A 26,480-nucleotide genomic window follows, 5' to 3' on the forward strand; every position below is an offset into this window, starting at 1 on the left:
TGCGATGGCGGTCTGCCTGCTACCGATAATTTGGCTGACCCGCCGTCATCGCAGGCAAGCCAGCTCCCACAGTGGGCCGTGCTCACTTCCGCTTAATCATCGGCCTCGACCGCTCGCGAACGGTTTACCTGCGCCGGCGGAAAATGACAGGTAAAGGTACTGCCATGCCCCAGCACGCTGCTTATTTCCAGGCGGGCCCGATGGCGCAGCAGCACATGCTTGACGATGGCCAGGCCCAGCCCGGTGCCGCCGGTGTTGGAGTTGCGGCTGGAGTCGACACGGTAGAAGCGCTCGGTCAGGCGCGGCAGGTGCTTGGCGTCGATACCGATACCCGAGTCCTGCACACTCAGGTGCGCGCCGTGCTCGTCGGCCCACCAGCGAATGCGGATATTGCCCTTGTCCTGGGTGTACTTCACCGCGTTGAACACCAGGTTGGAGAATGCACTGCGCAATTCGCCTTCACTGCCCTTGAGCAATACGGTTGGGTCGGCCTCCAGCGTGATCTGCTGCCCGCGTTCGCCCGAGAGGGCCTGGGCATCGTTCTTGATCGTCTGCAACAGGCTCTGCACCGCCACGGGGTGGTTGTCCGAGGGGTAGTCCGTGGCTTCAAGCTTGGCTAGCAACAGCAGGTCGTTAAGCAGGGTTTGCATGCGCGAGCCTTGCACCTGCATCTGCTGCAGGGCGCGGCTCCAGCGTGGGTTGATCTCATCGACATTGTCCAGCAACGTCTCCAGGTAGCCGCAGATCACCGTCAACGGCGTGCGCAGCTCATGGGAAACGTTGGCGACGAAGTCTTTGCGCATCTGCTCCAACTGGTGGATACGGGTCACATCACGTACCAGCATCAAGTGCTCGTTGTTGCCGTAGCGAGTCAGGTACAGCTGGATGCGCACGCGGTCGTTGGTGGGCGAGGGGATTTCCAGGGCTTCTTCGTAGTTGTCCTGCTCGAAGTATTCCTTGAAGCGCGGGTGACGCACCAGGTTGGTCACCGGCTGGCCGCTGTCCTGGGGCGTCTTGAGGCCCAGCAGAGTCTCGGCGGCACGGTTCCACCATTCCAGGTTGCCGTCGCTGTCGAGCATGATCACCGCGTCCTTGAGTGCGGCGGTGGACTCCTGCACCCGGTCGATCACCGCTTGCAGGCGCCCGCGTACCCGTTGGTCGCGGCGCTGCAGGTGGTAGATGCTGTCGAACACCTCGCCCCACAGGCCATAGCCATCGGGGGGGGCCTCATCGGGTTTGTGCTGGCGCAGCCATTCATGCAGGCGCAGCAATTGTTTGAGGGTCCAGCCCAGGTACAACGCGATGCCGGCGGCCAGGCTCCAGCCGTAATAGCCACTGATCAGCCCGACCAGCAGGCAGGCAGTGATCAACAGAAGCATGTGGCGGATCAGGGTGCCATGCCAGTTCTGGTTCAAGGTGCGTCCTTCGGAGCAGTTTCAAGTTTCAAGCTGCAAGCTCCAAGCTTAAGCAGTCCCGCTTTTAACTTGCGGCTTGTGGCTGATTGCTCAACCTTTGGTAGAAAACCGATAGCCGGTACCGCGCACGGTTTGTACCAGATTCTCGTACGCGTCGCCCAAGGCTTTGCGCAGGCGGCGGATATGCACGTCCACAGTGCGCTCTTCCACATAGACGTTGCCCCCCATACCTGGTCGAGCAGTTGGCCACGGGTGTAGGCGCGCTCCTGGTGAGTCATGAAGAATTGCAACAGGCGGTATTCGGTCGGCCCCATCTCCGCGGGCTTGCCGTCGATGGTCACGCGGTGGCTGATCGGGTCCAGGATCAAGCCGTCGACTTCGATAGGCGCTTCGCCATCGGTCGGGCCGGCGCGGCGCAGCACGGCTTTGAGGCGCGCCACCAGTTCCCGTGGGGAAAACGGCTTGGTGATGTAGTCATCGGCGCCCACTTCCAGGCCCTGGATCTTGTTGTCCTCTTCGCCCTTGGCGGTGAGCATGATGATCGGGATATCCCCGGTCAGCTCGTCACGCTTGAGACGGCGGGCCAATTCGATGCCCGAGGTGCCGGGCAGCATCCAGTCGAGCAGGATCAGGTCCGGCTTGCGGTCGACGATAATGGCGTGGGCCTGCTGGGAGTTCTCCGCCTCCAGGCAGTCATAGCCGGCCATTTCCAACGCGACGGCGATCATTTCGCGAATGGGCGCTTCGTCGTCAACGATCAGAATGCTCCTGCCAACCATGCTCAATCCTCTTGTCATTTAACTGTCTTGCGCCGCATTAGATAACGGAATTATTGCAGTCGTGTGACAGTAATTTAGTCGCTTGGGCAATTAACGGCACTCTGAACTACCCTTTGGGTCCGAATCCTGACAACCACAAAAGGAAGGTTCCGATGACTTACAGCACTGTTTCCTGGAAAACCCTGCTGGTATCTGCGGTGTTGACGCTGCCAGGGTTGGCGTTTGCGGCAGAGCCGGCGATGACTAAAGATGGGATGTTGGTGGACCACAAGGGCATGACGCTCTACACCTTCGACAAGGACGCTGATGGCAAATCAGTGTGCAAGGACCAGTGCGCGACCAACTGGCCACCGCTGAAGGCAGAGTCCACCGACACCAAGACCGGCGATTGGACGGTGATCACCCGCGACGACCAGACCAGCCAGTGGGCCTACAAAGGCAAGCCTGTCTACACCTACAAGGACGACAAGAAAGCCGGTGACAAGACCGGTGATGGCAAAGGTAGCGTCTGGCACATCATCAAGCCCTGACTAAGCGGCGGCTTGGAGGCCTTCGCGAGCAAGCCCGCTCCCACTTTTGATTGCGAATACAGTCAAATGTGGGAGCGGGCTTGCCCGCGATGGCGTCCCAACAGTCACCACAGAATCCTCAGCGAACCGCGTAATCCACCACGATCCCGACAAAAATCGCCAACCCCGCCCAGTGATTATGCAAGAACGCCTTGAAGCACTTCATGCGGTCCCTGTCCCGTGTGTACCAGAACTCCCAGACAAAACAGCCCGCTGCCGCCAGCAACCCGAGGTGGAACCACCCGCCCAACTCGAACCGTGCGCCGGCCAGCAACAGGCACGCCAGCGCCAGGCCTTGCAGGGTGAGGATGATCACGCGGTCAGCGTCACCGAACAGAATGGCGGTGGATTTCACCCCGATCTTCAAATCGTCATCGCGGTCGGTCATGGCGTAATAGGTGTCGTAGCCCACCGTCCACAACAGGTTGGCGATGTACAGCAGCCACGCGGTGGCAGGCAAATGGCCGGTCTCGGCGGTAAACGCCATCGGCATGCCCCAGGAAAACGCTGCGCCCAGCACCACTTGGGGGTAATAGGTGTAGCGCTTCATGAACGGGTAGCTTGCCGCCAGTGCGAGGCCGCCCAGGGACAGCAGGATGGTGCTGGCATTGGTCAGCAGCACCAGCAGGAAACTGATGCCCATCAGCACGGCAAAAAACACCAGCGCTTCCTTCGAACTGATCTTGCCGCTCACCAGCGGACGTTGCTCGGTGCGTTTCACATGGCCATCGACCTTGCGGTCGGCCCAGTCATTGATCACGCAGCCGCCGGCCCGGGTGAGTACCACGCCCAGCACGAAAATCACGATATTGATCAGTGACGGCGAACCCTTGCCGGCGATCCACAGGGCCCACAGCGTCGGCCACAGCAGCAGGTAGATGCCGATGGGCTTGTTGATGCGCGTCAACTGAATGAAATCCCAGGCCCTGGGGTTCAGGCGGTTCAAGGACTTGAGCAGACGTTGGTACATCAGCAGTTCTCCGGATGATCTTGCAGCGCGTGCCAGAAACTCGGCAGGAAGACTTCCGCCACCAGCACGCTCAGCGCCCCGCGGTCGAAGCGCGAGCGGCGCGCCCACAGATTATCGGCCTGGTCCGCTGTCGGCAGCCAGGCACGAGGGTAGTGACACACTTCGATGGCCTGGCGGGTAAAGGCGCGGTCGCAGAACAGCAACTCGCCCAGCGAGCGGCTGCCCAGTTCGTCCATGTGCAGCCCGTCGCCCTGCAAGGCACTGCGGGCCGCCACGCTGCGGGCGAACACCCAAGGCTGGCCGTGCCCGCGCAAATACACCTCGCGTACCCAACCGATACTGGCCGGCGGCAGGTCCAGGGCGGCGCATTCGTCGTCGCGCAACGGTTGCCAGCCTTCGAACAGCGGCGTCACGCTGAAACCCTCGTTGGACAGCCACGTCAGCCGTCGCGTCAGCGAGCCTTCGTCAAACAGCCAGTTGAGGGTCAAGGGCGTGGGCAAGGGGCTCAGAAGGCTCTGGGTCAGCCATTGGCAAGCATCGGGAAGGGCGATTGAGTGCGGCACGGTGAGTCAGTATTGGCAGCAAAAGAGGCGGCGAGCTTACCATGGCACCCTGGGCTTTTGCCGTGCCAAACCCGTCGTTTGCGTCGAACGTGCTTGCATCTGCCGGCCCTGATCAGTACAAAACGCCCTGAGCCGCGCGGCAACGCTGGATCCATCGACCGCCGGCCAACACGCCTGAACCTGAGGAAGCATGTAATGAAGAAGTGGCAATGTATCGTCTGTGGCCTTATCTATAACGAAGCGGACGGCTGGCCGGATGACGGTATTGCACCAGGCACTCTGTGGCAGGACGTCCCGGAAGACTGGCTGTGCCCGGACTGCGGCGTGGGTAAGTCGGACTTCGAAATGATCGAAATCGCGTAATCCCGAATTTAAGAAACGTACTACAAGGAGAAAGGAATGAACGCACCTGTCGTGATCATCGGCACAGGATTGGCCGGTTACAACGTCGCCCGGGAGTTTCGCAAGCTCGACAGCGAGACCCCGTTGCTGCTGATCACTGCCGATGACGGACGCTCCTACTCCAAGCCCATGCTCTCCACCGGCTTTGGCAAGAACAAGGAAGCCGATGGCCTGAGCATGGCCGAACCTGGCGCCATGGCCGAGCAACTCAAGGCCCAGGTGCGCACCCATACGCGCATCAGCGGCATCGATCCAGGCCACAAGCGCCTGTGGATCGGCGAGGAAGCGGTGAGCTACCGCGACCTGGTCCTGGCCTGGGGCGCAGAAACCGTGCGCGTACCGGTCGAAGGCGATGCAGCTGAGCTGATTTTCCCGATCAACGACTTGGAAGACTACGCGCGCTTTCGTGCCGCTGCTGCCGGCAAACGGCGCGTGCTGCTGCTTGGCGCTGGCCTGATCGGCTGTGAGTTTGCCAATGATCTGATCCTGGGCGGCTATGAAATCGACCTGGTCGCGCCGTGTGAGCAAGTCATGCCGACCCTGCTGCACCCGGCGGCAGCCGCAGCGGTGCAAGCCGGGCTGGAAGGCATCGGCGCGCGTTTCCACCTGGGCCCGGTGCTCAATCGCCTGCAACGCACGGCTGATGGCCTTGAAGCGCACCTGTCGGACGGTGAAGTGATCCACTGTGACCTGGTGGTGTCTGCCATTGGCCTGCGCCCGCGTGTAGACCTGGCCGCAGCGGCCGGCCTGCAAATCAACCGCGGGATCATGGTGGACCGCCACCTCAAGACCTCCCACGCCAATATCTATGCCCTGGGCGACTGCGCCGAGGTCGATGGCCTGAACCTGTTGTACGTGATGCCGCTGATGAGCTGCGCCCGTGCCCTGGCGCAAACCCTGGCCGGCAATGCCACGGCGGTGAGCTATGGACCGATGCCCATCACCGTGAAAACCCCGGTGTGCCCGCTGGTGGTATCACCTGCGCCACGAGGCACTGAAGGCGTCTGGAGTGTCGAAGGGCAGGGTGCCGACATAAAGGCCCTGTGCCGCGATGCCAGCGGCCGCCTGCTGGGTTACGCACTGACCGGCAGCGCTGTCATGGAAAAACTGGCGCTGAACAAAGAACTTCCGCCGTTACTGGCGTAAATACCACCCGTTCTGTCGCAAACATCACGTTCATACCCCGAGAAAGGCCGCCGCGAGACTGGCGCGGCGCCCGAGGGCATGCCATCCTCACTCCCGTCTGCCGCAGAGTAGAGCCTGCGGCGCCTTGGCGCTGCTCCACCAGAGAGCAGCACGGACATAACAACAAAAAACCGTCAAAGAGGCTTCACATATGCGTAAACCAGATCTCGCAGCCGCCATCGCTGAAAAAGCCGATCTCACCAAAGAACAGGCCAACCGCGTCCTCAATGCCGTCCTCGAAGAAATCACCGGCGCCCTGCACCGCAAGGACAGCGTCACCCTGGTCGGCTTCGGCACTTTCCTGCAACGCCACCGCGGCGCCCGCACCGGCAAAAACCCGCAAACCGGTGAGCCAGTGAAAATCAAGGCGAGCAACACCGTAGCGTTCAAGCCGGGCAAGTCGCTCAAAGACAGCGTCAACCCGTAAGTTAAGCGGTACCGTCTCGAAGGGAGGCGGGGCGGTAAAGAAGATGGGCACGCCGACTGGGTCGGGTGCCCATTTTTTGTTGGGTGCTGATGCGTATGCCAGATTAAGCCAGCTCGCCTAATCGCATTTTCAGGTGAATTGAACTAGGAAATAGCCGCCCACATCCCCTTCCTTCAGCTTTTTCGCTCGATTATCGGCGAACACATAGCCGATACCTCCACCGAATATTCCTTCGTGACTAGGGCTGATTTTTGCAATATCGGCGTCGGTGAGTTGAGCCAAGAAATAGTAGCGAGGGCTTTCATACAAAGGGTCTTGCAACCAAGCAGGGCGCCCAAGGGCCTTGCTGATACCCGCGCCACTGTCCACGTCTTCCAATTCCTCCTCCATTTGTTCGGGAGTGAACGGTTGCTGGGCAATGTACGTTCGCGGAATTGGATCAACCAACGCAGCGGGTGTGAGTTCGGAAGTCGCCAGCGCGTGAAGCAGAACCTGGCTATGGCCAAGTTGAAGTTTTTCCATCTCGCTTTGTTGATGGACAGTCAACTTTCGTACAGACGATCGTGTGTACGTTTCGTCAGTTCGCTCAACGGAGACGAACACCGTAAGCGCCATCCCGGAGGGTATGAATGGGACGTCCAAGAACGTTGAGGTCATCGTAATCACCGGCAGCATAAGCTGACCGGTTTGCGGATCTTTAGGCCACAGTGCAAGGTCTGTAAGCCACGCACCTCCGCCTATTTGTCCAAGGTTATGGTCTTGCTCTGAGAGGATAATTTGATTGATACCCATAGCCGGTGATCCTTTAGAAACAACCTTTTCGTTTGGCGAATGACGTGGCAGAGCGCCTCTCGCTATGGATTTCGATCAAGCGATGCTCGGCATCGTAGATGAATGTTCCCGTTGACCTTGGGTGTTGTTCTGGCTATCAAGACAGATGCAGGTAAAACAGTTCCACTTCATTTGGATCTTCAGAGGACCTCAGCACAGCTTTGTATTTGTCTTCAAGTTTCTGATTTAGACCTTCGTTATATAGCAAATAAAGAGCAGGATAATCAGTGTTGGTGCGAATCCAGTCTTCCGAATCTGCTTCGTCAAACCAACATTGGGCTAATCCAATACTGGTCAGCAACTGCTCTTTCCAGTCAGGTTTTTCATCCAGGCTGTCAAATGAATACAACCATATTGAAAAACGCTCATTGAAGTTCTCAAGCGTTTCGCCGGGATTTTTTAGTGGCCGCCAGTCCGTCAGTTCGGCGACAACATGGTTGGAAGTCCGGGTTTTAATAGTCTTCTCGATAATAGACTGGGACCAGTTTTCCGGATATTCAAACCGTTCGTCTCGGAGTGCTTTATTAAGGACGTTGTTCACGCACGTCATCAGCGCTGGGTCCACTATCTGAAGCGTCAAGTGGAGAGAAAACCATCCCTTGCTCTTGGATAGATTTATCGTGTAGCGACGAACTCGACCACGCTCGCCATTCGTTTCAAAATTTCTGCCTTTTTTTAGCGCGTACCCATGTTTCGCAAAGGGTTCTGCTAAGAATGAGGTCAGTAACTTCAATATATCTTTTACAGTTTCAGTCATTACGGCAACCTCCATAGTGGGACCCTGGCTTCGCTAACGGTTACGCCTTTTGTGCTCTTTCCAGAATTACCAAATATGCCTTTCCCATCGGCGATGATTTTGTCTTTTGCAAGCTGGGCTTTAGACCGTACAGCACCACCTGACTTGACCTCAATTGCGACGACTTTCCCGGTTTTGTTATTTTTTATCAAAATGTCTACGTAGCGGCCTCTCCCTGCACCTGGAGTTTTGACATAAACCTGTGTACCGAGCACGGTCACTTTGGGATTATTTAATAGCTTCTGATGCACCAGGTTTTCAGCGGCTTTACCGTTGACTTTATTCTGCCTCCTTTGTGCTGAGGAACAGGCCCAGCCCCAGGGGTCTATCCAACCCGTCGGGTTAGGAGCGTATTGGTAAAGATTGCCGCCTCCCGCCAACCCAATCGGATCCGGCGTCGTAAACCTCCCCACATCCGGATCATAAAACCGAAACGTGTTGTAGTGCAGCCCAATCTCCCGATCCAGATACTGCCCCTGGAACCGCAAATTCTGCTCTTCGATAAAGTACGCTTCACGCACTTCTTCGTCTGCATTCCCCCACACCTGATAGCGCGCCTGCCACACCGTTTTCCCATCAGCTTCGGTCAGTTGCTCAGGCAATCCATTCAGGTCGTTGTGGTAGTAGCGCACGCTTTGATGCTCGCCCGTGCCGTCCACGCGAGCCAGCGGTATATAGCCGTCTTCTTCATAGAGATAGAGGCTGGTCTGGCTATGCCGATGCTCCTGCAGCAGGCGCAACCCCTCCCAATCAAAGCGGCTTTCACCCAACGGATAGCCGTTGCTGTCATGTTCGGTTTTAGCGATGCGCCGGCCGAGGGGGTCGTAGGTCATTTTCACGACCGTTTCGCGTCCATCCTTCTGGCTACGGACTTCGATCAGGCGATGCTCTGCGTCGTAGGCAAAAAGCTGTACGCCGCGTAGGGCACTGCGCTTTTCGATCATTCGGCCAAAGCCGTCGTAACGATAGCGTTTGTCCTGATAGGTCAACAGCTTGTTATTCACCACCAGCCCCGCACTGGCTGACGGACCGTCCAGCAGGTTTGCTGCGGCATCGTAGGCAAACGTTTCTCGCTGGCCCTGAGCGTTGTCCTGGCTGGCGATAATGCGCCCGGTGGCGTCGTAGTGGAGCAGTTGGCGCTGGTCCCGACGGTTATCGCGGTCACGCTCCAGGCGGCCGATCAGGTTATCGGCCGGGTCATAGTCAAAGTGTTTTTGCTGGGCGGCCGGCAGTTGCGTGGGCTGGCCGTTGGGACGGCGTATCCGTGAGCGCAGGCGGCCGCTGCGGTCGTATTCGCTGCGCGTAGTGATCTGGCCTTGGGTACGCAGGACTTCACGGTGCAGGCGGTCGCGTTCGAAGTCGCAGATGACGCGCCCGTCGAGGTTGATCTGGTGCAGGTGGCCGCTGCCGTAGTACAGGCGGTTGAGCCAACGGTCGTCGGGTCATATAGTCTGGTCTCACTATCAAGTGTGGCCCGGTATCCAGAATAAATTTTTACCTCCGGATTTAATGATCTTCTCAATCAGCTCAGTAAATGATTTTGCGATCAGTGTGCTCTCATCGGCGGTCGGGTAACTGTCCCAGAACGAGTCGTAGCAGTAGCCAAATTGCGGGCCAGGTTTCAGGTTAATTGAAATTATTTGATCCGCACATTTAACGAGCGCGTACCAGTTAGCTGAGTCTGGGTCCTCCAAGTCTTCGTCCATAACGACAAAGTCGGAGCGTTCAAGTTCTGGCGCCTGAATCATGAAGCTGTACTGTGCCTTTGGATAGAAAACAGCGCTGCTGTAATGGTTATAAAAATCGGTCAAGTCATCGGGGACGGGATTACTCGGCAACCCAGTAGAAGGTGCTGTCGTGCAGTCAGCGTTTTCTATTAGATTAAGAATGTTCATCTTCCGCATCCATTGTAGATAAAGAGAATAACTTTAATTAAAACGAAATGCATCCATCCCTTTTTGCCTCAGCCATTTGATCCGTTACCAATCGCCTCGCCACTCATCAGCATACTCTGATGTTGGGTCAAGGCCGACAATTTTTCCTAAGGTATAAATGTGTTCAAATATAGATTCGCGTTCGATAGTTTCTATTTCATTCTCGAAATAATTAATGTTAAGTATGCACTTTTTGAAGTGTTCCAAGATGGTTGATTGATTTGTTTTTTCAGGAAGTTGTTGCAATTCACTGATAAGTGCTTCGAGCAGCCTCGTTATCTTGGCGATAAGTTTTTTTTCACCCTCTAGATTAAGGTGATGCTTTTGAAAGTCCTGTAACTCTTTGTTTTTCATTTGGTTGTACTCAATTTTTTGGCGTGTGGCGCTGAGATGCCTTTGAATAAGAATTCTTTGGATTTGTCCCAATTCACTCCGTTTTCAAAATAGTTTATTAAACGATTTTGTAGCTTTTCTGGATCGCCGATCATGCCTGATAATTCATATTTATAAATGGTGTCGAGGTCGTCGGTTAATGTTAAGTTGCTTTTCAATGTAATTGCATCAAGAGTTTCAAAAGAATCAGTCAGTTCTATAAGATCCGCGCCGTAATTGCCGCCAATAATAGCTCTCAGCATTTTTTTTTCGGGAGGGCGCATGTCTATGCGGACTTTATCCGATGACGGCTCACTTATGGCGAGGCCCTTCAAAGCCTTCGTGGACGCGAAGATAAAAAATAGCGGGTCGACTTTTTGGAGGTTTACACCTGTCCAGGTATCCTGAGTATTTGTCAAGTCGAAAAACTGCAGGTAGTAGTTTTCACGCATCTGGACAAGCGTGTAGAGGTCATCTTTTAGTTTTAAACTTAGAATCTTGCCTTCTTGCCATGTGATCTTCTTCAGCATCTTCCGGGACCTTTGAATTTCTTAGTTGATTTTTGAGGTTTGACGCCTCTATGTTTATCTGCGGCCGCGAGATAAATATCCCGTCTTTTGTTATTCGGGCCGACAGGTCTTTGTTTGTTCGCGACAGGGCCTTCTTTCAATTTGTCTTCATATATTCTTTGTTCCAGGCCCCTTGCAATGTCTTTTCCTTTTTGCCCATCTCCTTTGAATACTGCCTCTGGTGCAACGTCAAAAATTTGCTTATTAGGATAGCGGTAGTCCAACACAGCTTGCGCGGAATGCCCCAACCCAGGCTTGCTGGCGTAACCCACATAAGGTTTACCGTCTTTCACGCCGACGTAAGTGATGTGTGTCGCTTTCGCAGGGTCACCTGCCCATCCCCACGGGTCAATCCAACCAATGGGATTCGGCGCGTACTGGTAAAGATTGAATCCACCCATCAACCCAATCGGATCCGGCGTCGTAAACCGCCCCACATCCGGATCATAAAACCGAAACGTGTTGTAGTGCAGCCCAATCTCCCGATCCAGATACTGCCCCTGGAACCGCAAATTCTGCTCTTCGATAAAGTACGCTTCACGCACTTCTTCGTCCGCATTCCCCCACACCTGATAGCGCGCCTGCCACACCGTTTTCCCATCAGCTTCGGTCAGTTGCTCAGGCAATCCATTCAGGTCGTTGTGGTAGTAGCGCACGCTTTGATGCTCACCCGTGCCGTCCACTCGAGCCAGCGGTACATAGCCGTCTTCTTCATAGAGATAGAGGCTGGTCTGGCTATGCCGATGCTCCTGCAGCAGGCGCAACCCCTCCCAATCAAAGCGGGTTTCACCCAACGGATAACCGTTGCTGTCATGTTCGGTTTTAGCGATGCGCCGGCCGAGGGGGTCATAGGTCATTTTTACGACCGTTTCGCGTCCATCCTTCTGGCTACGGACTTCGATCAGGCGATGCTCTGCGTCGTAGGCAAAGAGCTGTACGCCGCGTAGGGCACTGCGCTTTTCGATCATTCGGCCAAAGCCGTCGTAACGATAGCGTTTGTCCTGATAGGTCAACAGCTTGTTATTCACCACCAGCCCCGCACTGGCTGACGGACCGTCCAGCAGGTTTGCTGCGGCATCGTAGGCAAACGTTTCTCGCTGGCCCTGAGCGTTGTCCTGGCTGGCGATAATGCGCCCGGTGGCGTCGTAGTGGAGCAGTTGGCGCTGGTCCCGACGGTTATCGCGGTCACGCTCCAGGCGGCCGATCAGGTTATCGGCCGGGTCATAGTCAAAGTGTTTTTGCTGGGCGGCCGGCAGTTGCGTGGGCTGGCCGTTGGAACGGCGTATCCGTGAGCGCACGCGGCCGCTGCGGTCATATTCGCTGCGCGTGGTGATCTGGCCTTGGGTACGCAGGACTTCACGGTGCAGGCGATCGCGTTCGAAGTCGCAGATGACGCGCCCGTCGAGGTTGATCTGGTGCAGGTGGCCGCTGCCGTAGTACAGGCGGTTGAGCCAACGGCCGTCGGGCAATTGCGTCTGGATCAGGTTGCCGAGCTCATCGTAGTGGTAGTTCAGGCTGCCGGCGGCGCTTTGTTCGATAAGCAATTGGCCGCGCGCGTCGTAGGCGAAGGCCAGTGCCTGGGTGGTTTCGTCATTGCCGATGAAGGTGACAGCGGTAAGTTGGTCCAACGGGTCGTAGGTGTATTCGGTGCGACCATCATCGGTTTGTTTCAACAGCAAGCGGCCCACTGCATCGCGTTCAAGTCGATGCACAATTGAAGGCTCAGGTGTCTGCCCCGTGGGCACGTACTCAACGGCGGCTACGTTATCCAGAAGGTCATAGGCATAACGTCGGGCGCTGCCGTCGAGGTCTTGCTGCTCTACCAGACGGTCGCACGGGTCCCAGGTAAAGCGGTAACTCTCACCATTTTCATTGGTCAGGGTTTGGAGGTGTCCGTAGGCGTCGTAGCGGAACTCAATCTGCCGGCCATGGGCATCTATTCGTTGGCGCACTTGCCCGCGGCGTCCGTATTGGTAGCGGGTGGTGTGACCTGCGGCATCGGTATAGCCGATCAACAACCCGCTGGTGTCACGCAGGTACTGCTCGATGCGGCCGTCCGGCATTTCGCTCTGTAGCAACCGGCCTTGGCTGTCGTGTTGATAGCGCTGGCGCTCACCCAAGGCGTCAATGACCACCTGCAAATGACCCTGGCGGTCGTACTCGAATGCTGTGGGGTACCCCGAACAGTCGATATGCTGGATTAACTGTCCGGTTTCATTCCAACGCAGGGTTTTGCTTTTGCCCGTGGCATCGATGATCTCCACCACCTGTCCAAACGTATCGTAGCGATACCGTGTGACATGCCCCAACGGATCGATTTCACTGACGCAATTGCCGCGCTGGTCATACTGATATTGCCACGCGTGGCCTGCCGCATCGGTCTCCACCAACGGCAGCGACCAATGCTCCAGCCATAACGTCGACTCGATACGCCCCAATGGATCCCGAGTGCTGCACAGGTTGCCGGACTCGTCGTAGCCGAACTGCCATTTGCCGCCTTGCGGATCGGTGGCGCTGAGCAGCTGACGCTCGTCATTCCATTCAAACTGCCAGGTTTTTCCCAGGTTGTCGGTGTACTCGGTTATCTGATACTGCGGGTTCCAGCGGCGTGTGCTGACCCGTTGCAAACCATCAGTAATGCGCGTCACACCGCCCGGCAGGTCATAGTCGAACCGGTACTCGTCACCTTCGTCGGTCCAGTGCCGCACCACGCGCCATTCGCTACCGTCCACACAGTCCCATTGGTAGTAACAACGCAGCCCGGTGGGCAGCTGATGCTCGACCATGCGCTGGCCGCTGTCGTAGGTGAAGCGGCGTTGCACATTTGCGTCGGTATCGCGAACTTCGGCCAGGTCGCCGCGAGCATCGTAGCCGTAACTGACAAGGGTTTCTCGGCTGTGATCGGGGTATAGCCGTTTGACTTGCTCCACTCGCGCAGGCCATTGCTGGCTGTAAACAAGTTCGACACGCACATGGTCGAACGTATCTCGTAAGTGGCTCAGCCGACCCTGAATGTCATAGTCAAGGAAGATTCGGTTGTCGTTGCGATCCCCCAATTGGCTAAGGCGCAGGTGTGAGGCGTTGCCTGGCGTGGGTTCGAATAGCCGATACAGCCCATCAACGCTTTCGATCAGTAGTTGGCCATTGGTATTGCGCCGTACGCTCAAGCCTTCTCCTGCGCTGAATACGGCACCGCCCAGCGGGATCACGCCCATGTCGATCTGTCGCGCTTGCTCATCGGTATAGACCAGCCGTTCCCCACCTTCGGGGTGTACGCCGATCTCGACGCAGACCTCGTAGATCACGCTCCAGCTGGCACCGAACAGACCGTCGCGACGCTCGTCCCGGCTGCTGTAGTAGCGCTGCCACTCGATAGGGAGCAGGCCGGGCAGGGCGAAGTCCAGATCGTCTTCCCCATCAAGAATTTTCGCGCCCGTGGAGCTGTGTACCGGGTTAGGCGAGCCTGCTACCGCGGAGGTAATGGCATTGGTCACTTGGCTGGTGCCCCACGACACCAGTCCACCAACGACCATGCACGGCAGCTTGCTGAAAAACTTGGAGCCCCCACCGCGCAGCATCAACAGCGCGGTCACCGCCAGCCCGACACCGGGGGTCTTGCCGCTGCGGATCTCGCGCACCACCACGGGGCTGCCGCCAATACGCACGTTGCTGGAGATCATCCCCGACTCGACAATCGATGCGTCGCAGGTACTTCGGTCACCGCTGCGGGCGGCCGGCTGACCATTAATCGTGACCTTGCTGGAGCCTTCGGCAATAAACTGCGGTGGCATGGGTGGATGCTTGGTGCAGATGACGATGTCCAGCGGTTTGGGGACTGCGCCCGGCGCAGGAACCGCCACGGTGGGGCGCCACATCTGCGAGAAAAATCCCTTGGCCATGTCCAGGTAGCTGGCTTCCTCGGGATTGCCGCCTTCGGCAGGTTGCGGGCTGACCGGGCCGATTGCGCCTGCGGCACGCGCAGCGGGTATGCCGTTGGTGAAGGTGTTATGTGAGCCGGTGGCAATGGTCGCCATCACCACCGGCGGGAATAACGCATTGCCTATCCAGTCACAAACTTTTGTCAGTCCCTTGTCTGCCCCCGTCTTGCTCATGCCAATGCCGACGATGATGCCTACCACCGCGCCCAGTACAAAGCAGCCTAGCCCGCCGGTTACAACCGTAATACCGGTGGCGGCCACAATCGCAGCCGTGGCGACGGCCGTAATAGCGATGTTGGCCGCAATTTCCAGCACGCCGCCCAGGATGTCGGCCATCGCCGAAGTGTGCAGCAGGCCGTCGCCGAGGCGTGCCGCCCAGAGAGCGTCAGACATGGATTAGGGGCTTCAAGGTTTGGGATTCAGCTGCAGGGTGCTTTTGATGGTTGCCCAATGGGCGCTTTCAGCATCGCCCAGGGGTTGGGCTTTGACATAACTCAGGGCAAGCATCTGCCGAGTGCCGGGTATCACAAGTGCTAACTGGTATTGATGGATGCGCTCGGTGCCTTTGCTGAACTGGTTATGCACTTCGATGGCGTCTATATCCTGCGCCGCGCCTATATGAAGAGCCTTGGCCGGTTGATAGCGCAAGTCCTGTACCTGCTTTTCCAGCTTCGCCAGTTGCTCTTCGAAGTTGCTCTGCAGCGTCTCGCCATCACCCAGCAGGCTGCGGCTAACGATCAGCGACGTACCCAGCGCGGCGAACTTCAGAATATTGATGGAAGCATCCTGAACCTCATCGCTGGGCAGGGTGAATTCAAATTCATTGAGTCGATAGGTCATTGAAACGGAGTCTCGTTATTGGCCGGAAGACGGCTTGGGAAACATGGCGTTGACGGCGGCGTCAATGTCGCCCTTGACCCCTTGGCCCATGGGTGTGGTGCCGCCTTTGCCGCCAATATTCAAATGCAGATTGCCTCCGGTGTTGATCTCGGAGCTGCCTTCGGAATACACATTGATCTGAACACCGGTGAGATTGATCTGCCCGCTGGCATTGAGCTCCAGCACGCTTTTGCCACAAACCAGACGCAGGTTTTCGCCCACTTCAATCAGGTAACTTTTACTGATGGCGTCTGTCTTGCTGAACCCCACCATGAGCATGTCGTCGTGCTTGACTGCACGCATTCGGTCGTTGCCGATCGTCACTACCTCGTCATGACCGATGCTCTTATTCCGGTCATGTCCCACCGAGTGGCTTTCATCCACCTCCACCACGATGTCCTGGTTACGCTCGGCATGGATATACAACTGCTCCAACCCCTTCTTGTCCTCCATGCGGATTTCATTGAAGTTGGCCGGCGTTCCGCCCTTGCTGGAGCGGCTTTTCATGCCGCTTTGGGTGGCGTTCTCCGGCAAGTCGTAGGGCACCGTCTGCTCAGCGTTGTACACCCGCCCGGTGATGATCGGTCGGTCGGGGTCGCCTTCGAGGAAGCTGACGATCACCTCTTGGCCGATGCGTGGAATCTGCATCGAGCCCCAGTTCTTGCCGGCCCAGGATTGCGACACACGAATCCAGCACGAGCTGTTCTCGTTGGATTGGTCGTGGCGGTCCCAGTAGAAATGCACCTTCACGCGGCCGTACTGGTCGGTCCAGATTTCCTCGCCCTTGGGGCCTACCACCAGCGCGGTCTGCGGGCCTTTGACGATAGGACGGTGGGTGTTGGCCAGCGGGCGGAAACTCTGTTGGGCGTCGATGCAGGTCAGGCTGCTTTCGAACTGCGCGGAGCCTGAACCGCCACCGCTTTCCAGGCTTTCTTGCACGACGAAGTAACGGCAACCGACGATCAGGTACTCGCGGTTCTGGTCCTGGCGGCTGAAGCCGGTGAGGCTGAACAGATGGCCCGAGCCCAGGCCGCGCGCATTGCCGCTGAACTCGATCTGTTCATGCAGGGTTTGCAGGGCCTCAATGCGGGTGCGCGCATAGTGTTCGCCGTCGGCGCTTTGCACGTAGGTGCCGGGGTAGTCGTACAGTGGGTAGTCGCCGGCGGTGTGCGGGCGCGGCATGGCCGAGCGCACGTCGATGCTCGCGCTGGGGCGCTGGAAGTCGTAGTCGTTGAGCTCCAGCGAGCCCGGCTGCACCTCCTGCGCCAAGTGCCAATTGTGCATATGGTCGCGTTCGCGCTGCTGCTCGTCCTTGGGGTAGTAGGGGATCGACGCGTAGCCGGGCACGCTGGTGTGGGCGCCATAGGCGTCGGCCAGCACCAGCACATGGCGGTCCTGTTCATGGCGGAAGAAGTAGTAGATGCCTTCCTGTTCCATCAGCCGGCTGACGAAATCGAAGCTGGTCTCGCGGTACTGCACGCAGTACTCCCACTCGCGATACGGCCGGCTGAGCGCGTCTTCGAAGTCGGAAAAACCCAGGTCACGGAACACCTGCTTGATGATCTGCGGGATGCTCAGGTTCTGGAAGATACGGCAGTCGGAGGTCCGGCTGAGCAACCACAGCCAAGGGCGCAGGGTGACTTGGTAACTGGCGAACTGGCCTTTGTCGATGTTCTGGCTGCACCGCGCAACGATCCCGTGGAAATGCCGCTCGCCGCCGTCCGCCAGTTGCAGGCCGACGCTCATCGGTTTACCCAGCAATTGGTTGAGGTCGATGTTGGCGTCCAGGGACGTCAGTTGCAGCTCATAGTTGAACAGCCGGCCCAGCTCTTCACCGCCGCCCATTTCGTTGAGCAGCAGCACATCCGGCCCGAGGGGGCTGTTGATCTTGGCCAGGCGTGAGGCTTGGTTGAATAGCATCGGTAGTCCCGTAAATACCGTCATCACTGACGGAACCGGATCAACTGTGGGAGCTGGCTTGCCTGCGATAGCGGTGGATCAGTCAACATCAATGCTGAATGTCAGACCGCTATCGCAGGCAAGCCAGCTCCCACACTGACCGTATTCCAACAATAGTTATTCGGTGTCGCTGAAGTCGTAGTGCAATTCATTATCCCGACTGCTGATCCGCACCCCCGCCAGTGCCTTGCCTTCCAACATGCGCGTGAGGAATTCGCGGCTCATGTCCGGCAGCAGGCTGTTGGTGAGGATGGTATCGATCATGCGCCCGCCACTTTCGGTTTCGGTGCAGCGCGAGACGATCAGGTCGACCACTGCGTCGTCATACTCGAACGCGACTTTATGGGTGTTCTCCACACGCTTCTTGATGCGGTTCAGTTGCAGGCGTGTGATCGCCTTGAGCATCTCGTCGCTCAGCGGGTAGTACGGGATGGTCACCAGGCGACCGAGCAAGGCCGGTGGGAAAATCTCCAGCAACGGCTGGCGCAGGGCCTTGGCGATTTCCTCGGGCTCGGGGGTGTTCGCCGGGTCCTTGCAGACGTGGGAAATCAGTTCGGTACCGGCATTGGTGGTCAGCAGGATCAGGGTGTTCTTGAAGTCGATCACCCGGCCTTCGCCGTCTTCCATCACGCCCTTGTCGAACACCTGGAAGAAAATCTCGTGCACGTCCGGGTGAGCTTTCTCCACCTCATCGAGCAGCACCACGCTGTAGGGTTTGCGCCGTACCGCTTCGGTCAGCACACCGCCTTCGCCGTAGCCGATATAGCCCGGTGGCGCGCCCTTGAGTGTGGACACGGTGTGGGCTTCCTGGAACTCGCTCATGTTGATGGTGATGACGTTCTGCTCGCCGCCGTACATGGCTTCGGCCAGGGCCAGGGCAGTTTCGGTCTTGCCCACACCCGAGGTACCGGCCAGCATGAACACGCCAATCGGCTTGCTCGGGTTGTCGAGACCGGCGCGGGAGGTCTGGATGCGCTTGGCGATCATTTGCAGGGCATGGTCCTGGCCGATGATGCGTTTCTTCAGGTGCTGGTCGAGGTTGAGCACGGTTTCCAGTTCGTTGCGGGCCATGCGGCCCACCGGGATGCCGGTCCAGTCGGCGACCACCGAGGCCACGGCCTGGTAATCCACGGTCGGCAGGATCAACGGGGTCTCGCCTTGCAGGGCGGTGAGGCGCTGTTGCAGATCGACCAGTTTTGCACGCAGTTCATCGTTGCCGCTGTCCACAACCCCGGCCTTTTCGCGCAGGGTTGCGCGGGTGGCGAGCAGCTCATCCACCAGGGTTTTCTCTTCGGCCCAACGGCTTTCCAGCGTGGCCAGACGCTCACGTTCGGCGGTCAGCAGCGCTTCGCTATGGGTTTGACGCGCTCCAATGGCAATGCCGATCGCATGCTCACGGGCGATGATTTGCAGCTCGGTTTCCAGGGCTTCGATACGGCGACGGCTGTCGTCCACTTCCGCGGGGACCGCGTGCAGGCTGATGGCGACGCGGGCGCAGGCGGTGTCCAGCAGGCTCACGGACTTGTCCGGCAACTGGCGCGCCGGAATGTAGCGGTGGGAGAGCTTCACCGAGGCTTCCAGAGCTTCGTCGAGGATCTGCACCTGGTGGTGTTTTTCCATTGTGGAAGCCACGCCGCGCATCATCAGCAGGGCCTTGTCTTCCGACGGCTCGGCAACCTGTACCACCTGGAAACGGCGGGTCAGGGCCGGGTCTTTCTCTATGTGCTTTTTGTACTCGGCCCACGTGGTGGCAGCCACGGTACGCAAGGTGCCACGGGCCAGGGCAGGCTTGAGCAGGTTGGCCGCGTCACCGGTGCCGGCGGCGCCACCGGCACCTACCAGGGTATGGGCTTCGTCGATAAACAGGATGATCGGCTTGGGTGAAGCCTGCACGTCTTCGATGACCTGGCGCAGGCGCTGTTCGAACTCGCCTTTCATGCTGGCGCCGGCTTGCAACAGGCCCACGTCGAGGCTGCGCAGTTCCACGTCCTTGAGCGCAGGCGGTACGTCACCGGCGACGATACGCAGGGCGAAACCTTCGACCACGGCGGTCTTGCCCACCCCGGCCTCACCAGTGAGGATCGGGTTGTTCTGGCGCCGACGCATGAGGATATCCACCAGTTGGCGAATCTCCTCGTCACGGCCCACGATTGGGTCGAGCTTGCCGCTGCGGGCCTGTTCGGTCAGGTCCACAGTGAAGCGCTTGAGCGCTTCCTGCTTGCCCATCGCGCTGGGCGCCATGGCACCGCTGGCCTCGCCAGGGACGCCGGCATTGAAGCCATCGCTGGCGCTCAAGGCATTTTCTGGCGAGTCACCGACGTATTCATCAAAGCGCTCGCTCAGGGCCTCGGCCTTGATCTTGTCGAACTCGCCGGACAAACCCAGCAGCGCATGGCGCAGGCTCGGTGTCTTCAAGATGCCCAGCACCAGATAACCGGTGCGCACCTGGCTTTCGCCGAACATCAGGCTGCCATACACCCAGCCGCGTTCTACGGCTTCTTCCACGTGGGACGACAGGTCGGTGATCGACGTCGAGCCACGCGGCAGGCGATCCAGGGCTTCGGTGAGGTCACGGGCCAGGCGCGCCGGCTCCACGTTGAACTGGCGGATGATGCGGTGCAGGTCCGAGTCCTGCAGTTGCAGCAACTGGTGAAACCAGTGGGCCAGTTCCACATACGGATTGCCCCGCAACTTGCAGAACACGGTGGCGGCTTCGATGGCTTTGTAGGCCACGCTGTTGAGTTTGCCGAACAGTGCGGCGCGACTGATTTCACCCATGCTCTGGATTCCTTGAGGTGGTGGCGTGGTCGGCGTAATGCCGGGCCAGGATTAGGTCGTTGGCGTCATGCGCAGGTTGGCCGAGCCAGGTGTTGAAGCCCAGGCGGAACTGGCCGTTGAGTTGCAGCGCCGGAACTTCGGGTTGTTGCAAAACCAGGTTCAAGTCCCAGTCCAATTCATGGCCCAGGTACTCGGCCACCCACGCCACCAGCTCGTTGAACGGCTGTTGGCCGGGCAGCATGCCCATGTAGTCATCCAGCGTGAGCGGGCCCAGGCGGATGCGGAATTTGTGCTGGCGGTCCCACACGTGGCTGCCCAGGCAGAAGTCCACGCCCAACTGGTTGGCGCTGACCCCCACGCGGCTGCGTTCGGGCAGTTCCAGCCATTGGCCGACGTATTCTTCGATCTCTACCGGCAGGCCGAAATACTCGCCGAGGATCGCTTTCAAGCCATCCGGGTAGCGGGTTTGCGCCGACAGATGGCCGCTGTAATGCAGCTTTGCGGTATCGGGGATGAGCCCTTGATTGAGCAGGCTCGGCATCCCGCGGCCACTCAGGGCGGCGAGGCGGGCGGACCAGTAGTCATCGTCCGGGCGGTCATGGCTGACCGTCGGCCGCGCCTCGGCCCAGGCCCGATAGAACAGGGTCAACAAGCGATGGTGGAACACATCCAGGAACTGCTTGCTGGTGCTGTCGGCGTTATTGCGTTGGCGCTCGCGTACGTACTCGGTGATGTGCAGCGGCAGCGGCCCGTTGGGGCCGCCGAGGCCGAAAAAGAACTGCTCCAACCGCGCCGGCTTGCCGTCGCCACCGGGGTCGACCGAGGCGAGGGTGGCGGGTGCGAAGGTGCAATCGGCCTGCTGCCCCAGGCGCAGCGGGTCATCGGCCAGGCGCAGGGAATGGCCCAGGCGTGGCAGCTCGGGCGTTTCGCACTCGATGCGCCGCAATGCCTGGAAGAAGTCATATTCCCAGGGCTCCTGGTGCATCGCGTCCAGGGTTCTCACAGGGTCGGACGCCGTCCGGGCTTGGCTTTCCATCGCATGATCTCGCCGCGTTCGGTGGTACGGATCACCGTCTCGGTAAAGCTGTTGATCGACACGTAGCGTGCCAGGAAGCGCTCCAGCACTGCACCGAGCAGGAACACGCCGGTGCCGCGAAACGCGTTTTCATCGAACTCCAAGGTGATTTCCAGGCCGCGGCCAAACACAATCGGGCCAGGCATCGGCAGGCGTCGAGTCACCGCCTTGCTGCTGACTTCGCGCAGGCCTTCGATCTGCAATTGCAGGGCGGCGTCATTGCTGTCGCCGTACAGGCGCAGCAGTTCGCGCAAGGCGCCGGCGCCCTGGCCCTGTTCGCTCAAGGACAGGTAGTTGAGCGACAACTGGCTGATCAGGCGCCAGGCCTTGGCGTCATGCGCATGGCTGGCACGCGGGCGGCTTGGCCCGGCGACGCACCGCACGGCCAGCACCGGCGCACTATCGGCCAGGGTGAAGTCGGTCTTGCCGTTGCCCACGCTCATGAACAGCGGCAGGTCGCGGTTGGTACACAGCGCCGTCACGCCCAGTTGGCGCAGGTCATGGCGATACGGCGCCTGGCGGCTGTCCACCAGGCTGACGAAGGTTTCACTGCCCACATAAGTGGAGCGTGGGCCATTGCGGCGCTGATCGCTGGACAGCACCCGCGGCTCGCGGCGCACGCTGTAATAGGCCTGGTCGCGGCCATAGCGCGACGGATCGCGCACCGCATAGAACGGCAAGAACGGCTGCTCCGGCCCGGTGCCATGGCCGGTGATGCCGCTCAACGAGTGAATCTCGAAATCCATCGGCCGCGTACGGTCGGCGATCACGTGGTGTTCATTGACCCGGTCGGACAAGTGGATGCGGTCCACGCGCTTGGGGAACAGGTTGATGGCGGGCGTGCAGAACGGCAAGAACTGCGCCGCGCCGACACTGCCTTCCAGGCTCGGTTCGTGGCGGTCGAACAGCACGATCAGTTCCAGCTCCTGGCCGTCACACCGTTTGACCGCACGGCTCAACTCGGCGAACTCAACGAACAGGAAGCGATGGGGCAGGGCAAAGTATTCCTGCAACAGGCGATAGCCCTGGAACGCCCGCGCCACCACCGGCATGGCCGCATCGGCATCATCGAACCCCCGCGAGCGCAACGCGCCCTGGGGCAGGCGCTCGACCCAATCGCCACCGGGCTGGCGTGCAAACACCGCGCAGGCATTGCCCAGCAGTTGTTCGTAGAGGCGAAACGGTTGTTCATCAGCGCCGCTCAGGTACAGCGGCAAGGTATCCAGGTCGAGGCTGTTGAACGGCAGCTCGGCACCGGTGCGCAGGGTCAGGCGCAGGCCGGCCTTGGCTTTCGGTTCGCTGGCGGCTAGGCGCCCGAGCACGGCGGCGGGATTGCCGAAATATTCGGCGTTGCTGACCTGCAACGGCCACAGCGTCACCGGGTGCGCGGTGCGGTACTCGCAGCAGGTCTGGGTTTCACGGCCCAGGGCGGCACGCAGCACCGTGTCACGGGGTAGCGGGAAACCGCCGGCCAGGGAGCCTTCATCGGGGTCGGTCTGCAGTTGCACTACGGTCATCGACGGCGTCGGTGCCAGGTAATGCGGGTAGGCGATTTCCAGCAAGTTGTGGGTGAAGGTCGGGTACTCGGCGTCGAGCTTGAGCTGCACGCGGGCCGTGAGATAGGCGAATCCTTCAAGCAAACGTTCGACGTACGGGTCGGCGCAGTCCATACCGGACAGGGTCAGCCGACTGGCGATCTTCGGGTATTCCTTGGCGAACTCGGCGGCGCTTTCGCGCACGTGGTGCAGTTCCTGGTTGTACAGCTCCAGCAGGCGCGGGTTCATGGGCGTCTCCGCTGGTCGGCATTCAGCACGCGCACATGGCCGGACTCCAGGTCCACGTCGGTCTGCAACAGCAAACGCAACGGCACCGGCTGTGCCCACAGGTCCCCTTCAATCTCGAAACTCAGGGCGTTGTGATTCATCTCGCCATGGCCCATGCGCGCCTTGACTCGCAATGTGTGGCGCAAAATACGCGGCTCGAAAGTGGCGATGGCCTGGTAAATCAAGGCTTCCAGGGCTTTGATATCGACGCTCGAAGCGCTGTTGCCAGCCAGTGCCGGCAGGCCGTAATTGACCACCGAAGTGCCGGCCGGGGTGTGCAGCGTGGCATCGGTATCGAGTAACGAGGTGGTGTTAAGCAACCACGCCAGGTCACGCAGCACCGAGGCCTTCAATTGGGTCAGGGACAGCACGCGTTTGTCGGCGCTTTCCTTGGGGTTGGTCGGGTCTTCGTCGGTCAACCGGTCCAGCAGGGACGGTTGCAGACGGTCGCGGGAAGCGATTTCAGTTACCACCAAAGCAGCTCCACGGACGGGTTGCGAGAGGGACACAATGGCCGTGGCACCGGGCCACGGCCACAAGGGCTATCAGCGTTTGGTGTTGGAACGGATGTTCCAGCCAAACTTGATGGCGCCGCCGTCTTTGGTGCCGTCGGCTTTCTGCGGCTGGTAGTCGACCATCACTTGGGCAAAGTTCAGGGTGACGTTTTCGGTCAGGCGATCATCGCTGCCCGAACCGCCGGTGCTCAAGGAGGTGACCAGCACTTCTTCCAGGTTGATCACCATGTACTCGACCTGGCTCTCGCCACCGGCCTTGCGCACGGTCAGCTTGACCTTGTCGATGTGCTTGCCGCTGGCGCAGTGCATCATCAGGTTGGGCGAAGCCTTGTCGACGTACTTGGTCAACGACAGGTCCTGGATATTCACCTTGCCCGCGCCGCCGCCGCCGCCGACGTGCATGTTGCCGGACTGGGACATGCCCCAGCTCCAGTTCAACACATCGATTTCGTCCTTGTGGGCCTTGTCCATGGACTCGCCCTTGATGTCGCCGATCTTGATGAAAATATCAACAGCCATGTTTTCTCCCTGTGTGGCCCATGCCACTTGATTGGGTGATCGTTCCCACGCTCTGCGTGGTAACGCATCCTGTGACGCTACGCGTCACCGGGACGCAGAGCGTCCCGGGCGGCATTCCCACGCGGAGCGTGGGAACGAGCTAGCTCAATCGTTACTTATGCGCTTTTTGCCGAAGGCAGTTTCGATACCAGGCGCAACGACACCGTCAGCCCTTCAAGCTGATAGTGCGGGCGCAGGTAGAACTTGGAGTTGTAATACCCCGGGTTGCCTTCGACTTCTTCCACGATCACTTCGGCCGCCGCCAACGGGTGCTGGGCCTTGGTGGTTTCGGTGGAGTGCGCCGGGTCGCCGTCGACGTAGTTGAGGATCCAGTCCTGCAACCAGCGCTGCATTTCGTCCTTCTCTTTGAAGGAGCCGACCTTGTCGCGCACGATGCACTTCAAGTAGTGGGCGAAACGGCAGGTGGCGAACAGGTACGGCAGGCGTGCGGCCAGGTTGGCGTTGGCGGTGGCGTCCGGGTCGTCGTATTCGGCAGGTTTCTGCAGCGACTGGGCGCCAATGAACGCGGCGAAGTCGGTGTTTTTCTTGTGCAGCAGCGGCATGAAACCGTTCTTCGCCAGTTCCGCTTCACGGCGGTCACTGATGGCGATTTCGGTCGGGCACTTCATGTCCACGCCACCGTCATCGGTAGGGAACGTGTGGGCCGGCAGGTTTTCCACTTCACCACCAGACTCGATGCCGCGGATGCGCGAGCACCAGCCGTAGTGCTTGAACGAACGGTTGATGTTCACTGCCATGGCGTAGGCGGCGTTGGCCCAGGTGTACTTGGAGCTGTCGGCGCCGTCGGTGTTTTCTTCGAAGGCGAAGGCTTCCACCGGATCGGTCTTGGCGCCGTACGGCAGGCGTGCCAGGAAGCGCGGCATGGTCAGGCCGATGTAGCGCGAGTCTTCCGATTCACGCAGCGAGCGCCAGCCGGCGTATTCCGGGGTGGTGAAGATCTTGGTCAGGTCGCGTGGGTTCGACAGTTCCTGCCACGAACCCATGCCCATCACGGTCGGCGAGGCCGCAGCGATGAAAGGCGAGTGCATGGCGGCGCAGACTTTCGACAGCTCGCCCAGCAGTTCCACGTCGGGCGGCGACTGGTCGAAGTAGTAGTCACCCACCAGGCAGCCGTAAGGTTCGCCACCGAACTGGCCGTATTCTTCTTCGTACATCTTCTTGAAGATCGGGCTCTGGTCCCACGCGGTGCCCTTGAATTTCTTCAGTGTCTTGTGCAGGTCTGGCTTGGAGATGTTGAGCACGCGAATCTTCAGTTGCTCATCGCTCTCGGTGTTATTGACCAGATAATGCAGGCCACGCCAGGCGCTTTCCAGTTGTTGGAAATCCTGGTGGTGGATGATCTGGTTGACCTGGGCGGTGAGCTTGGCGTCGATGGCGGCGATGATCGATTCGATCGACTTGATCGCGTCGTTGGACACCAGGTCGGTTTGCGCCAGGGCCTGTTCAGCCAGGGTGCGCACCGCGGTTTCAACGGCTTCGCGGGCACGCTCGGTCTTGGGCTTGAATTCTTGCAGCAGCAGGTTCGCGAACTCGCTGGCTTCTTCGGTGGTACCCAGGATCTGGCTGCCTTCGCGGGCGGTATTGTCCGTCATGATTACTGCTCCCCTGCAGGCTTGGGCGCGCTGGCAAGTGCCTGAAGCAATGCCGGGTCCTTGATCGCCTTCATGATGATTTCTTCAGCGCCAGTCTTGCCGTCCATGTAGGTCAGCAGGTTGGCCAATTGGGTGCGGGCTTCGAGCAGCTGGTTCAGCGAGTCGACCTTGCGGGCCACGGCGGCCGGGCTGAAGTCGTCCATGCTTTCGAAGGTGATGTCCAGGCTCAGGTTGCCTTCGCCTGTCAGCTCATTGGGTACGTGGAACGCGACGCGTGGCTGCATGGCCTTGAGGCGTGAGTCGAAGTTGTCGACGTCCACCTCAAGGAACTTGCGGTCGGCCACGGGTGCCAGCGGCTCGGCAGGCTTGCCGGCGAGGTCGGCCATCACGCCCATCACGAAGGGCAGCTGGACCTTTTTCTCGGCGCCGTAAAGCTCGACGTCGTACTCGATCTGCACTCGAGGCGCACGGTTGCGCGCGATGAATTTCTGAGAACTTTGCTTCGCCACGTTGCTGCTCCTGGTCGCTTG

At 59.2% G+C, this 26,480-nt stretch carries 22 protein-coding genes and 2 pseudogenes; 4 read left to right on the top strand and 20 right to left on the bottom strand.

All coding sequences use genetic code 11. The features are described 5' to 3' along the window. Positions 1–92: 92 nt before the first annotated feature. Both phoR and phoB read right to left on the bottom strand, forming a co-directional pair. Positions 93–1,379, bottom strand: a complete 1,287-nt coding sequence (phoR, locus tag FXO12_RS18760) for a phosphate regulon sensor histidine kinase PhoR (RefSeq protein WP_219857405.1) — start codon at positions 1,377–1,379, stop codon at positions 93–95. Between the two features lie 126 nt (positions 1,380–1,505). Continuing rightward, positions 1,506–2,194, bottom strand: a pseudogene (phoB, locus tag FXO12_RS18765) (phosphate regulon transcriptional regulator PhoB). Positions 2,195–2,346: 152 nt separating this feature from the next. Between phoB and FXO12_RS18770 the strand changes: the two are divergent. After that, positions 2,347–2,724 (top strand): hypothetical protein, encoded by a 378-nt coding sequence (locus FXO12_RS18770; protein ID WP_054896059.1) that lies wholly within the window; start codon positions 2,347–2,349, stop codon positions 2,722–2,724. 118 nt (positions 2,725–2,842) lie between these two features. Here the strand turns inward: FXO12_RS18770 and ubiA are convergent, their stop codons facing one another. Together ubiA and FXO12_RS18780 are read right to left on the bottom strand one after the other, a co-directional pair. Further along, positions 2,843–3,733, bottom strand: coding sequence for a 4-hydroxybenzoate octaprenyltransferase (ubiA, locus tag FXO12_RS18775; protein WP_160049722.1), 891 nt, complete (start codon positions 3,731–3,733; stop codon positions 2,843–2,845). Beyond that, on the bottom strand, positions 3,733–4,296 hold the full coding sequence (locus FXO12_RS18780; RefSeq protein WP_034129121.1) for a chorismate lyase: 564 nt from the start codon (positions 4,294–4,296) through the stop codon (positions 3,733–3,735). Before FXO12_RS18780 ends, ubiA begins: the two co-directional genes overlap by 1 nt. A gap of 195 nt (positions 4,297–4,491) precedes the next feature. Here FXO12_RS18780 and FXO12_RS18785 point away from each other — a divergent pair, with 195 nt between their 5' ends. The 3 genes from FXO12_RS18785 to FXO12_RS18795 all read left to right on the top strand — a co-directional run bounded on the left by FXO12_RS18785 (position 4,492) and on the right by FXO12_RS18795 (position 6,310). Next, complete coding sequence (locus FXO12_RS18785; RefSeq protein WP_014720509.1) at positions 4,492–4,659, top strand: rubredoxin; 168 nt, start codon at positions 4,492–4,494, stop codon at positions 4,657–4,659. A gap of 36 nt (positions 4,660–4,695) precedes the next feature. Continuing rightward, positions 4,696–5,844 (top strand): NAD(P)/FAD-dependent oxidoreductase, encoded by a 1,149-nt coding sequence (locus tag FXO12_RS18790; RefSeq protein ID WP_054896057.1) that lies wholly within the window; start codon positions 4,696–4,698, stop codon positions 5,842–5,844. 190 nt (positions 5,845–6,034) lie between these two features. Next, complete coding sequence (locus FXO12_RS18795) at positions 6,035–6,310, top strand: HU family DNA-binding protein (protein ID WP_003195589.1); 276 nt, start codon at positions 6,035–6,037, stop codon at positions 6,308–6,310. Between the two features lie 129 nt (positions 6,311–6,439). Here the strand turns inward: FXO12_RS18795 and FXO12_RS18800 are convergent, their stop codons facing one another. The 16 genes and pseudogenes from FXO12_RS18800 to tssB all read right to left on the bottom strand — a co-directional run bounded on the left by FXO12_RS18800 (position 6,440) and on the right by tssB (position 26,459). Continuing rightward, positions 6,440–7,102: a hypothetical protein gene (locus tag FXO12_RS18800; RefSeq protein ID WP_082631491.1), complete on the bottom strand. Its 663-nt coding sequence runs from the start codon at positions 7,100–7,102 to the stop codon at positions 6,440–6,442. Positions 7,103–7,238: 136 nt separating this feature from the next. Next, positions 7,239–7,898: a hypothetical protein gene (locus FXO12_RS18805; protein ID WP_057975240.1), complete on the bottom strand. Its 660-nt coding sequence runs from the start codon at positions 7,896–7,898 to the stop codon at positions 7,239–7,241. Then, positions 7,898–9,379, bottom strand: a pseudogene (locus FXO12_RS18810) (RHS repeat-associated core domain-containing protein); the annotation flags it as partial. The gene FXO12_RS18805 and the pseudogene FXO12_RS18810, both read right to left, overlap by 1 nt. A 21-nt stretch (positions 9,380–9,400) precedes the next feature. Then, on the bottom strand, positions 9,401–9,832 hold the full coding sequence (locus FXO12_RS18815; protein ID WP_034129265.1) for a hypothetical protein: 432 nt from the start codon (positions 9,830–9,832) through the stop codon (positions 9,401–9,403). A gap of 84 nt (positions 9,833–9,916) precedes the next feature. After that, positions 9,917–10,225 (bottom strand): hypothetical protein, encoded by a 309-nt coding sequence (locus FXO12_RS18820; protein ID WP_034129264.1) that lies wholly within the window; start codon positions 10,223–10,225, stop codon positions 9,917–9,919. Further along, a complete protein-coding gene (locus FXO12_RS18825; protein WP_034129263.1) occupies positions 10,222–10,773 on the bottom strand; it encodes a hypothetical protein in 552 nt (183 codons plus the stop codon). Before FXO12_RS18825 ends, FXO12_RS18820 begins: the two co-directional genes overlap by 4 nt. Further along, on the bottom strand, positions 10,767–15,143 hold the full coding sequence (locus FXO12_RS18830) for an RHS repeat-associated core domain-containing protein (RefSeq protein ID WP_082631492.1): 4,377 nt from the start codon (positions 15,141–15,143) through the stop codon (positions 10,767–10,769). Before FXO12_RS18830 ends, FXO12_RS18825 begins: the two co-directional genes overlap by 7 nt. 12 nt (positions 15,144–15,155) lie before the next feature. Then, the gene (locus tag FXO12_RS18835; protein WP_057975242.1) at positions 15,156–15,590 is read right to left on the bottom strand and encodes a DcrB-related protein; all 435 of its coding nucleotides are present in this window, start codon (positions 15,588–15,590) and stop codon (positions 15,156–15,158) included. A 15-nt stretch (positions 15,591–15,605) separates the two neighbouring features. Then, positions 15,606–17,549 carry a type VI secretion system Vgr family protein gene (locus FXO12_RS18840; RefSeq protein ID WP_057975243.1) on the bottom strand — a complete coding sequence of 648 codons (1,944 nt, stop codon included), beginning with the start codon at positions 17,547–17,549 and terminating at the stop codon, positions 15,606–15,608. A gap of 156 nt (positions 17,550–17,705) precedes the next feature. After that, positions 17,706–20,366: a type VI secretion system ATPase TssH gene (gene tssH, locus FXO12_RS18845; RefSeq protein WP_054896054.1), complete on the bottom strand. Its 2,661-nt coding sequence runs from the start codon at positions 20,364–20,366 to the stop codon at positions 17,706–17,708. Beyond that, positions 20,359–21,402: a type VI secretion system baseplate subunit TssG gene (tssG, locus tag FXO12_RS18850; RefSeq protein WP_057975244.1), complete on the bottom strand. Its 1,044-nt coding sequence runs from the start codon at positions 21,400–21,402 to the stop codon at positions 20,359–20,361. The genes tssH and tssG overlap by 8 nt, the downstream gene beginning before the upstream one ends. Next, complete coding sequence (gene tssF, locus FXO12_RS18855; protein ID WP_003195564.1) at positions 21,366–23,225, bottom strand: type VI secretion system baseplate subunit TssF; 1,860 nt, start codon at positions 23,223–23,225, stop codon at positions 21,366–21,368. Before tssF ends, tssG begins: the two co-directional genes overlap by 37 nt. Further along, positions 23,222–23,737: a type VI secretion system baseplate subunit TssE gene (tssE, locus tag FXO12_RS18860; protein ID WP_034129256.1), complete on the bottom strand. Its 516-nt coding sequence runs from the start codon at positions 23,735–23,737 to the stop codon at positions 23,222–23,224. The genes tssF and tssE overlap by 4 nt, the downstream gene beginning before the upstream one ends. Before the next feature lie 72 nt (positions 23,738–23,809). After that, a complete protein-coding gene (locus FXO12_RS18865; RefSeq protein ID WP_003195562.1) occupies positions 23,810–24,298 on the bottom strand; it encodes a type VI secretion system tube protein Hcp in 489 nt (162 codons plus the stop codon). Positions 24,299–24,453: 155 nt separating this feature from the next. Further along, positions 24,454–25,950 carry a type VI secretion system contractile sheath large subunit gene (tssC, locus tag FXO12_RS18870; RefSeq protein ID WP_003195559.1) on the bottom strand — a complete coding sequence of 499 codons (1,497 nt, stop codon included), beginning with the start codon at positions 25,948–25,950 and terminating at the stop codon, positions 24,454–24,456. Between the two features lie 2 nt (positions 25,951–25,952). Next, entirely contained in the window at positions 25,953–26,459 is a 507-nt protein-coding gene (gene tssB / locus FXO12_RS18875) for a type VI secretion system contractile sheath small subunit (protein ID WP_003195557.1), read from the bottom strand. Positions 26,460–26,480: the final 21 nt, after the last annotated feature.

Origin of the sequence: Pseudomonas sp. J380 (genome assembly GCF_009827115.1) — a bacterium.
In the GTDB taxonomy this organism is placed as follows: Bacteria; Pseudomonadota; Gammaproteobacteria; order Pseudomonadales; family Pseudomonadaceae; genus Aquipseudomonas; species Aquipseudomonas paracarnis.

What these genes read in the sequence shown, in the direction of transcription:
- FXO12_RS18770 (WP_054896059.1), top strand. Translation starts at nt 2,347, where the DNA reads ATGACTTACAGCACTGTTTCCTGGAAAACCCTGCTGGTATCTGCGGTG.
- FXO12_RS18835 (WP_057975242.1), bottom strand. Translation starts at nt 15,590, where the DNA reads ATGACCTATCGACTCAATGAATTTGAATTCACCCTGCCCAGCGATGAG.
- phoR (WP_219857405.1), bottom strand. Translation starts at nt 1,379, where the DNA reads ATGCTTCTGTTGATCACTGCCTGCCTGCTGGTCGGGCTGATCAGTGGC.
- FXO12_RS18840 (WP_057975243.1), bottom strand. Translation starts at nt 17,549, where the DNA reads ATGCTATTCAACCAAGCCTCACGCCTGGCCAAGATCAACAGCCCCCTC.
- tssC (WP_003195559.1), bottom strand. Translation starts at nt 25,950, where the DNA reads ATGACGGACAATACCGCCCGCGAAGGCAGCCAGATCCTGGGTACCACC.
- FXO12_RS18815 (WP_034129265.1), bottom strand. Translation starts at nt 9,832, where the DNA reads ATGAACATTCTTAATCTAATAGAAAACGCTGACTGCACGACAGCACCT.
- ubiA (WP_160049722.1), bottom strand. Translation starts at nt 3,733, where the DNA reads ATGTACCAACGTCTGCTCAAGTCCTTGAACCGCCTGAACCCCAGGGCC.
- FXO12_RS18825 (WP_034129263.1), bottom strand. Translation starts at nt 10,773, where the DNA reads ATGCTGAAGAAGATCACATGGCAAGAAGGCAAGATTCTAAGTTTAAAA.
- FXO12_RS18785 (WP_014720509.1), top strand. Translation starts at nt 4,492, where the DNA reads ATGAAGAAGTGGCAATGTATCGTCTGTGGCCTTATCTATAACGAAGCG.
- FXO12_RS18795 (WP_003195589.1), top strand. Translation starts at nt 6,035, where the DNA reads ATGCGTAAACCAGATCTCGCAGCCGCCATCGCTGAAAAAGCCGATCTC.
- FXO12_RS18865 (WP_003195562.1), bottom strand. Translation starts at nt 24,298, where the DNA reads ATGGCTGTTGATATTTTCATCAAGATCGGCGACATCAAGGGCGAGTCC.
- tssH (WP_054896054.1), bottom strand. Translation starts at nt 20,366, where the DNA reads ATGGGTGAAATCAGTCGCGCCGCACTGTTCGGCAAACTCAACAGCGTG.
- tssF (WP_003195564.1), bottom strand. Translation starts at nt 23,225, where the DNA reads ATGAACCCGCGCCTGCTGGAGCTGTACAACCAGGAACTGCACCACGTG.
- FXO12_RS18790 (WP_054896057.1), top strand. Translation starts at nt 4,696, where the DNA reads ATGAACGCACCTGTCGTGATCATCGGCACAGGATTGGCCGGTTACAAC.
- FXO12_RS18800 (WP_082631491.1), bottom strand. Translation starts at nt 7,102, where the DNA reads ATGGGTATCAATCAAATTATCCTCTCAGAGCAAGACCATAACCTTGGA.
- tssG (WP_057975244.1), bottom strand. Translation starts at nt 21,402, where the DNA reads ATGGAAAGCCAAGCCCGGACGGCGTCCGACCCTGTGAGAACCCTGGAC.
- FXO12_RS18830 (WP_082631492.1), bottom strand. Translation starts at nt 15,143, where the DNA reads ATGTCTGACGCTCTCTGGGCGGCACGCCTCGGCGACGGCCTGCTGCAC.
- FXO12_RS18820 (WP_034129264.1), bottom strand. Translation starts at nt 10,225, where the DNA reads ATGAAAAACAAAGAGTTACAGGACTTTCAAAAGCATCACCTTAATCTA.
- FXO12_RS18805 (WP_057975240.1), bottom strand. Translation starts at nt 7,898, where the DNA reads ATGACTGAAACTGTAAAAGATATATTGAAGTTACTGACCTCATTCTTA.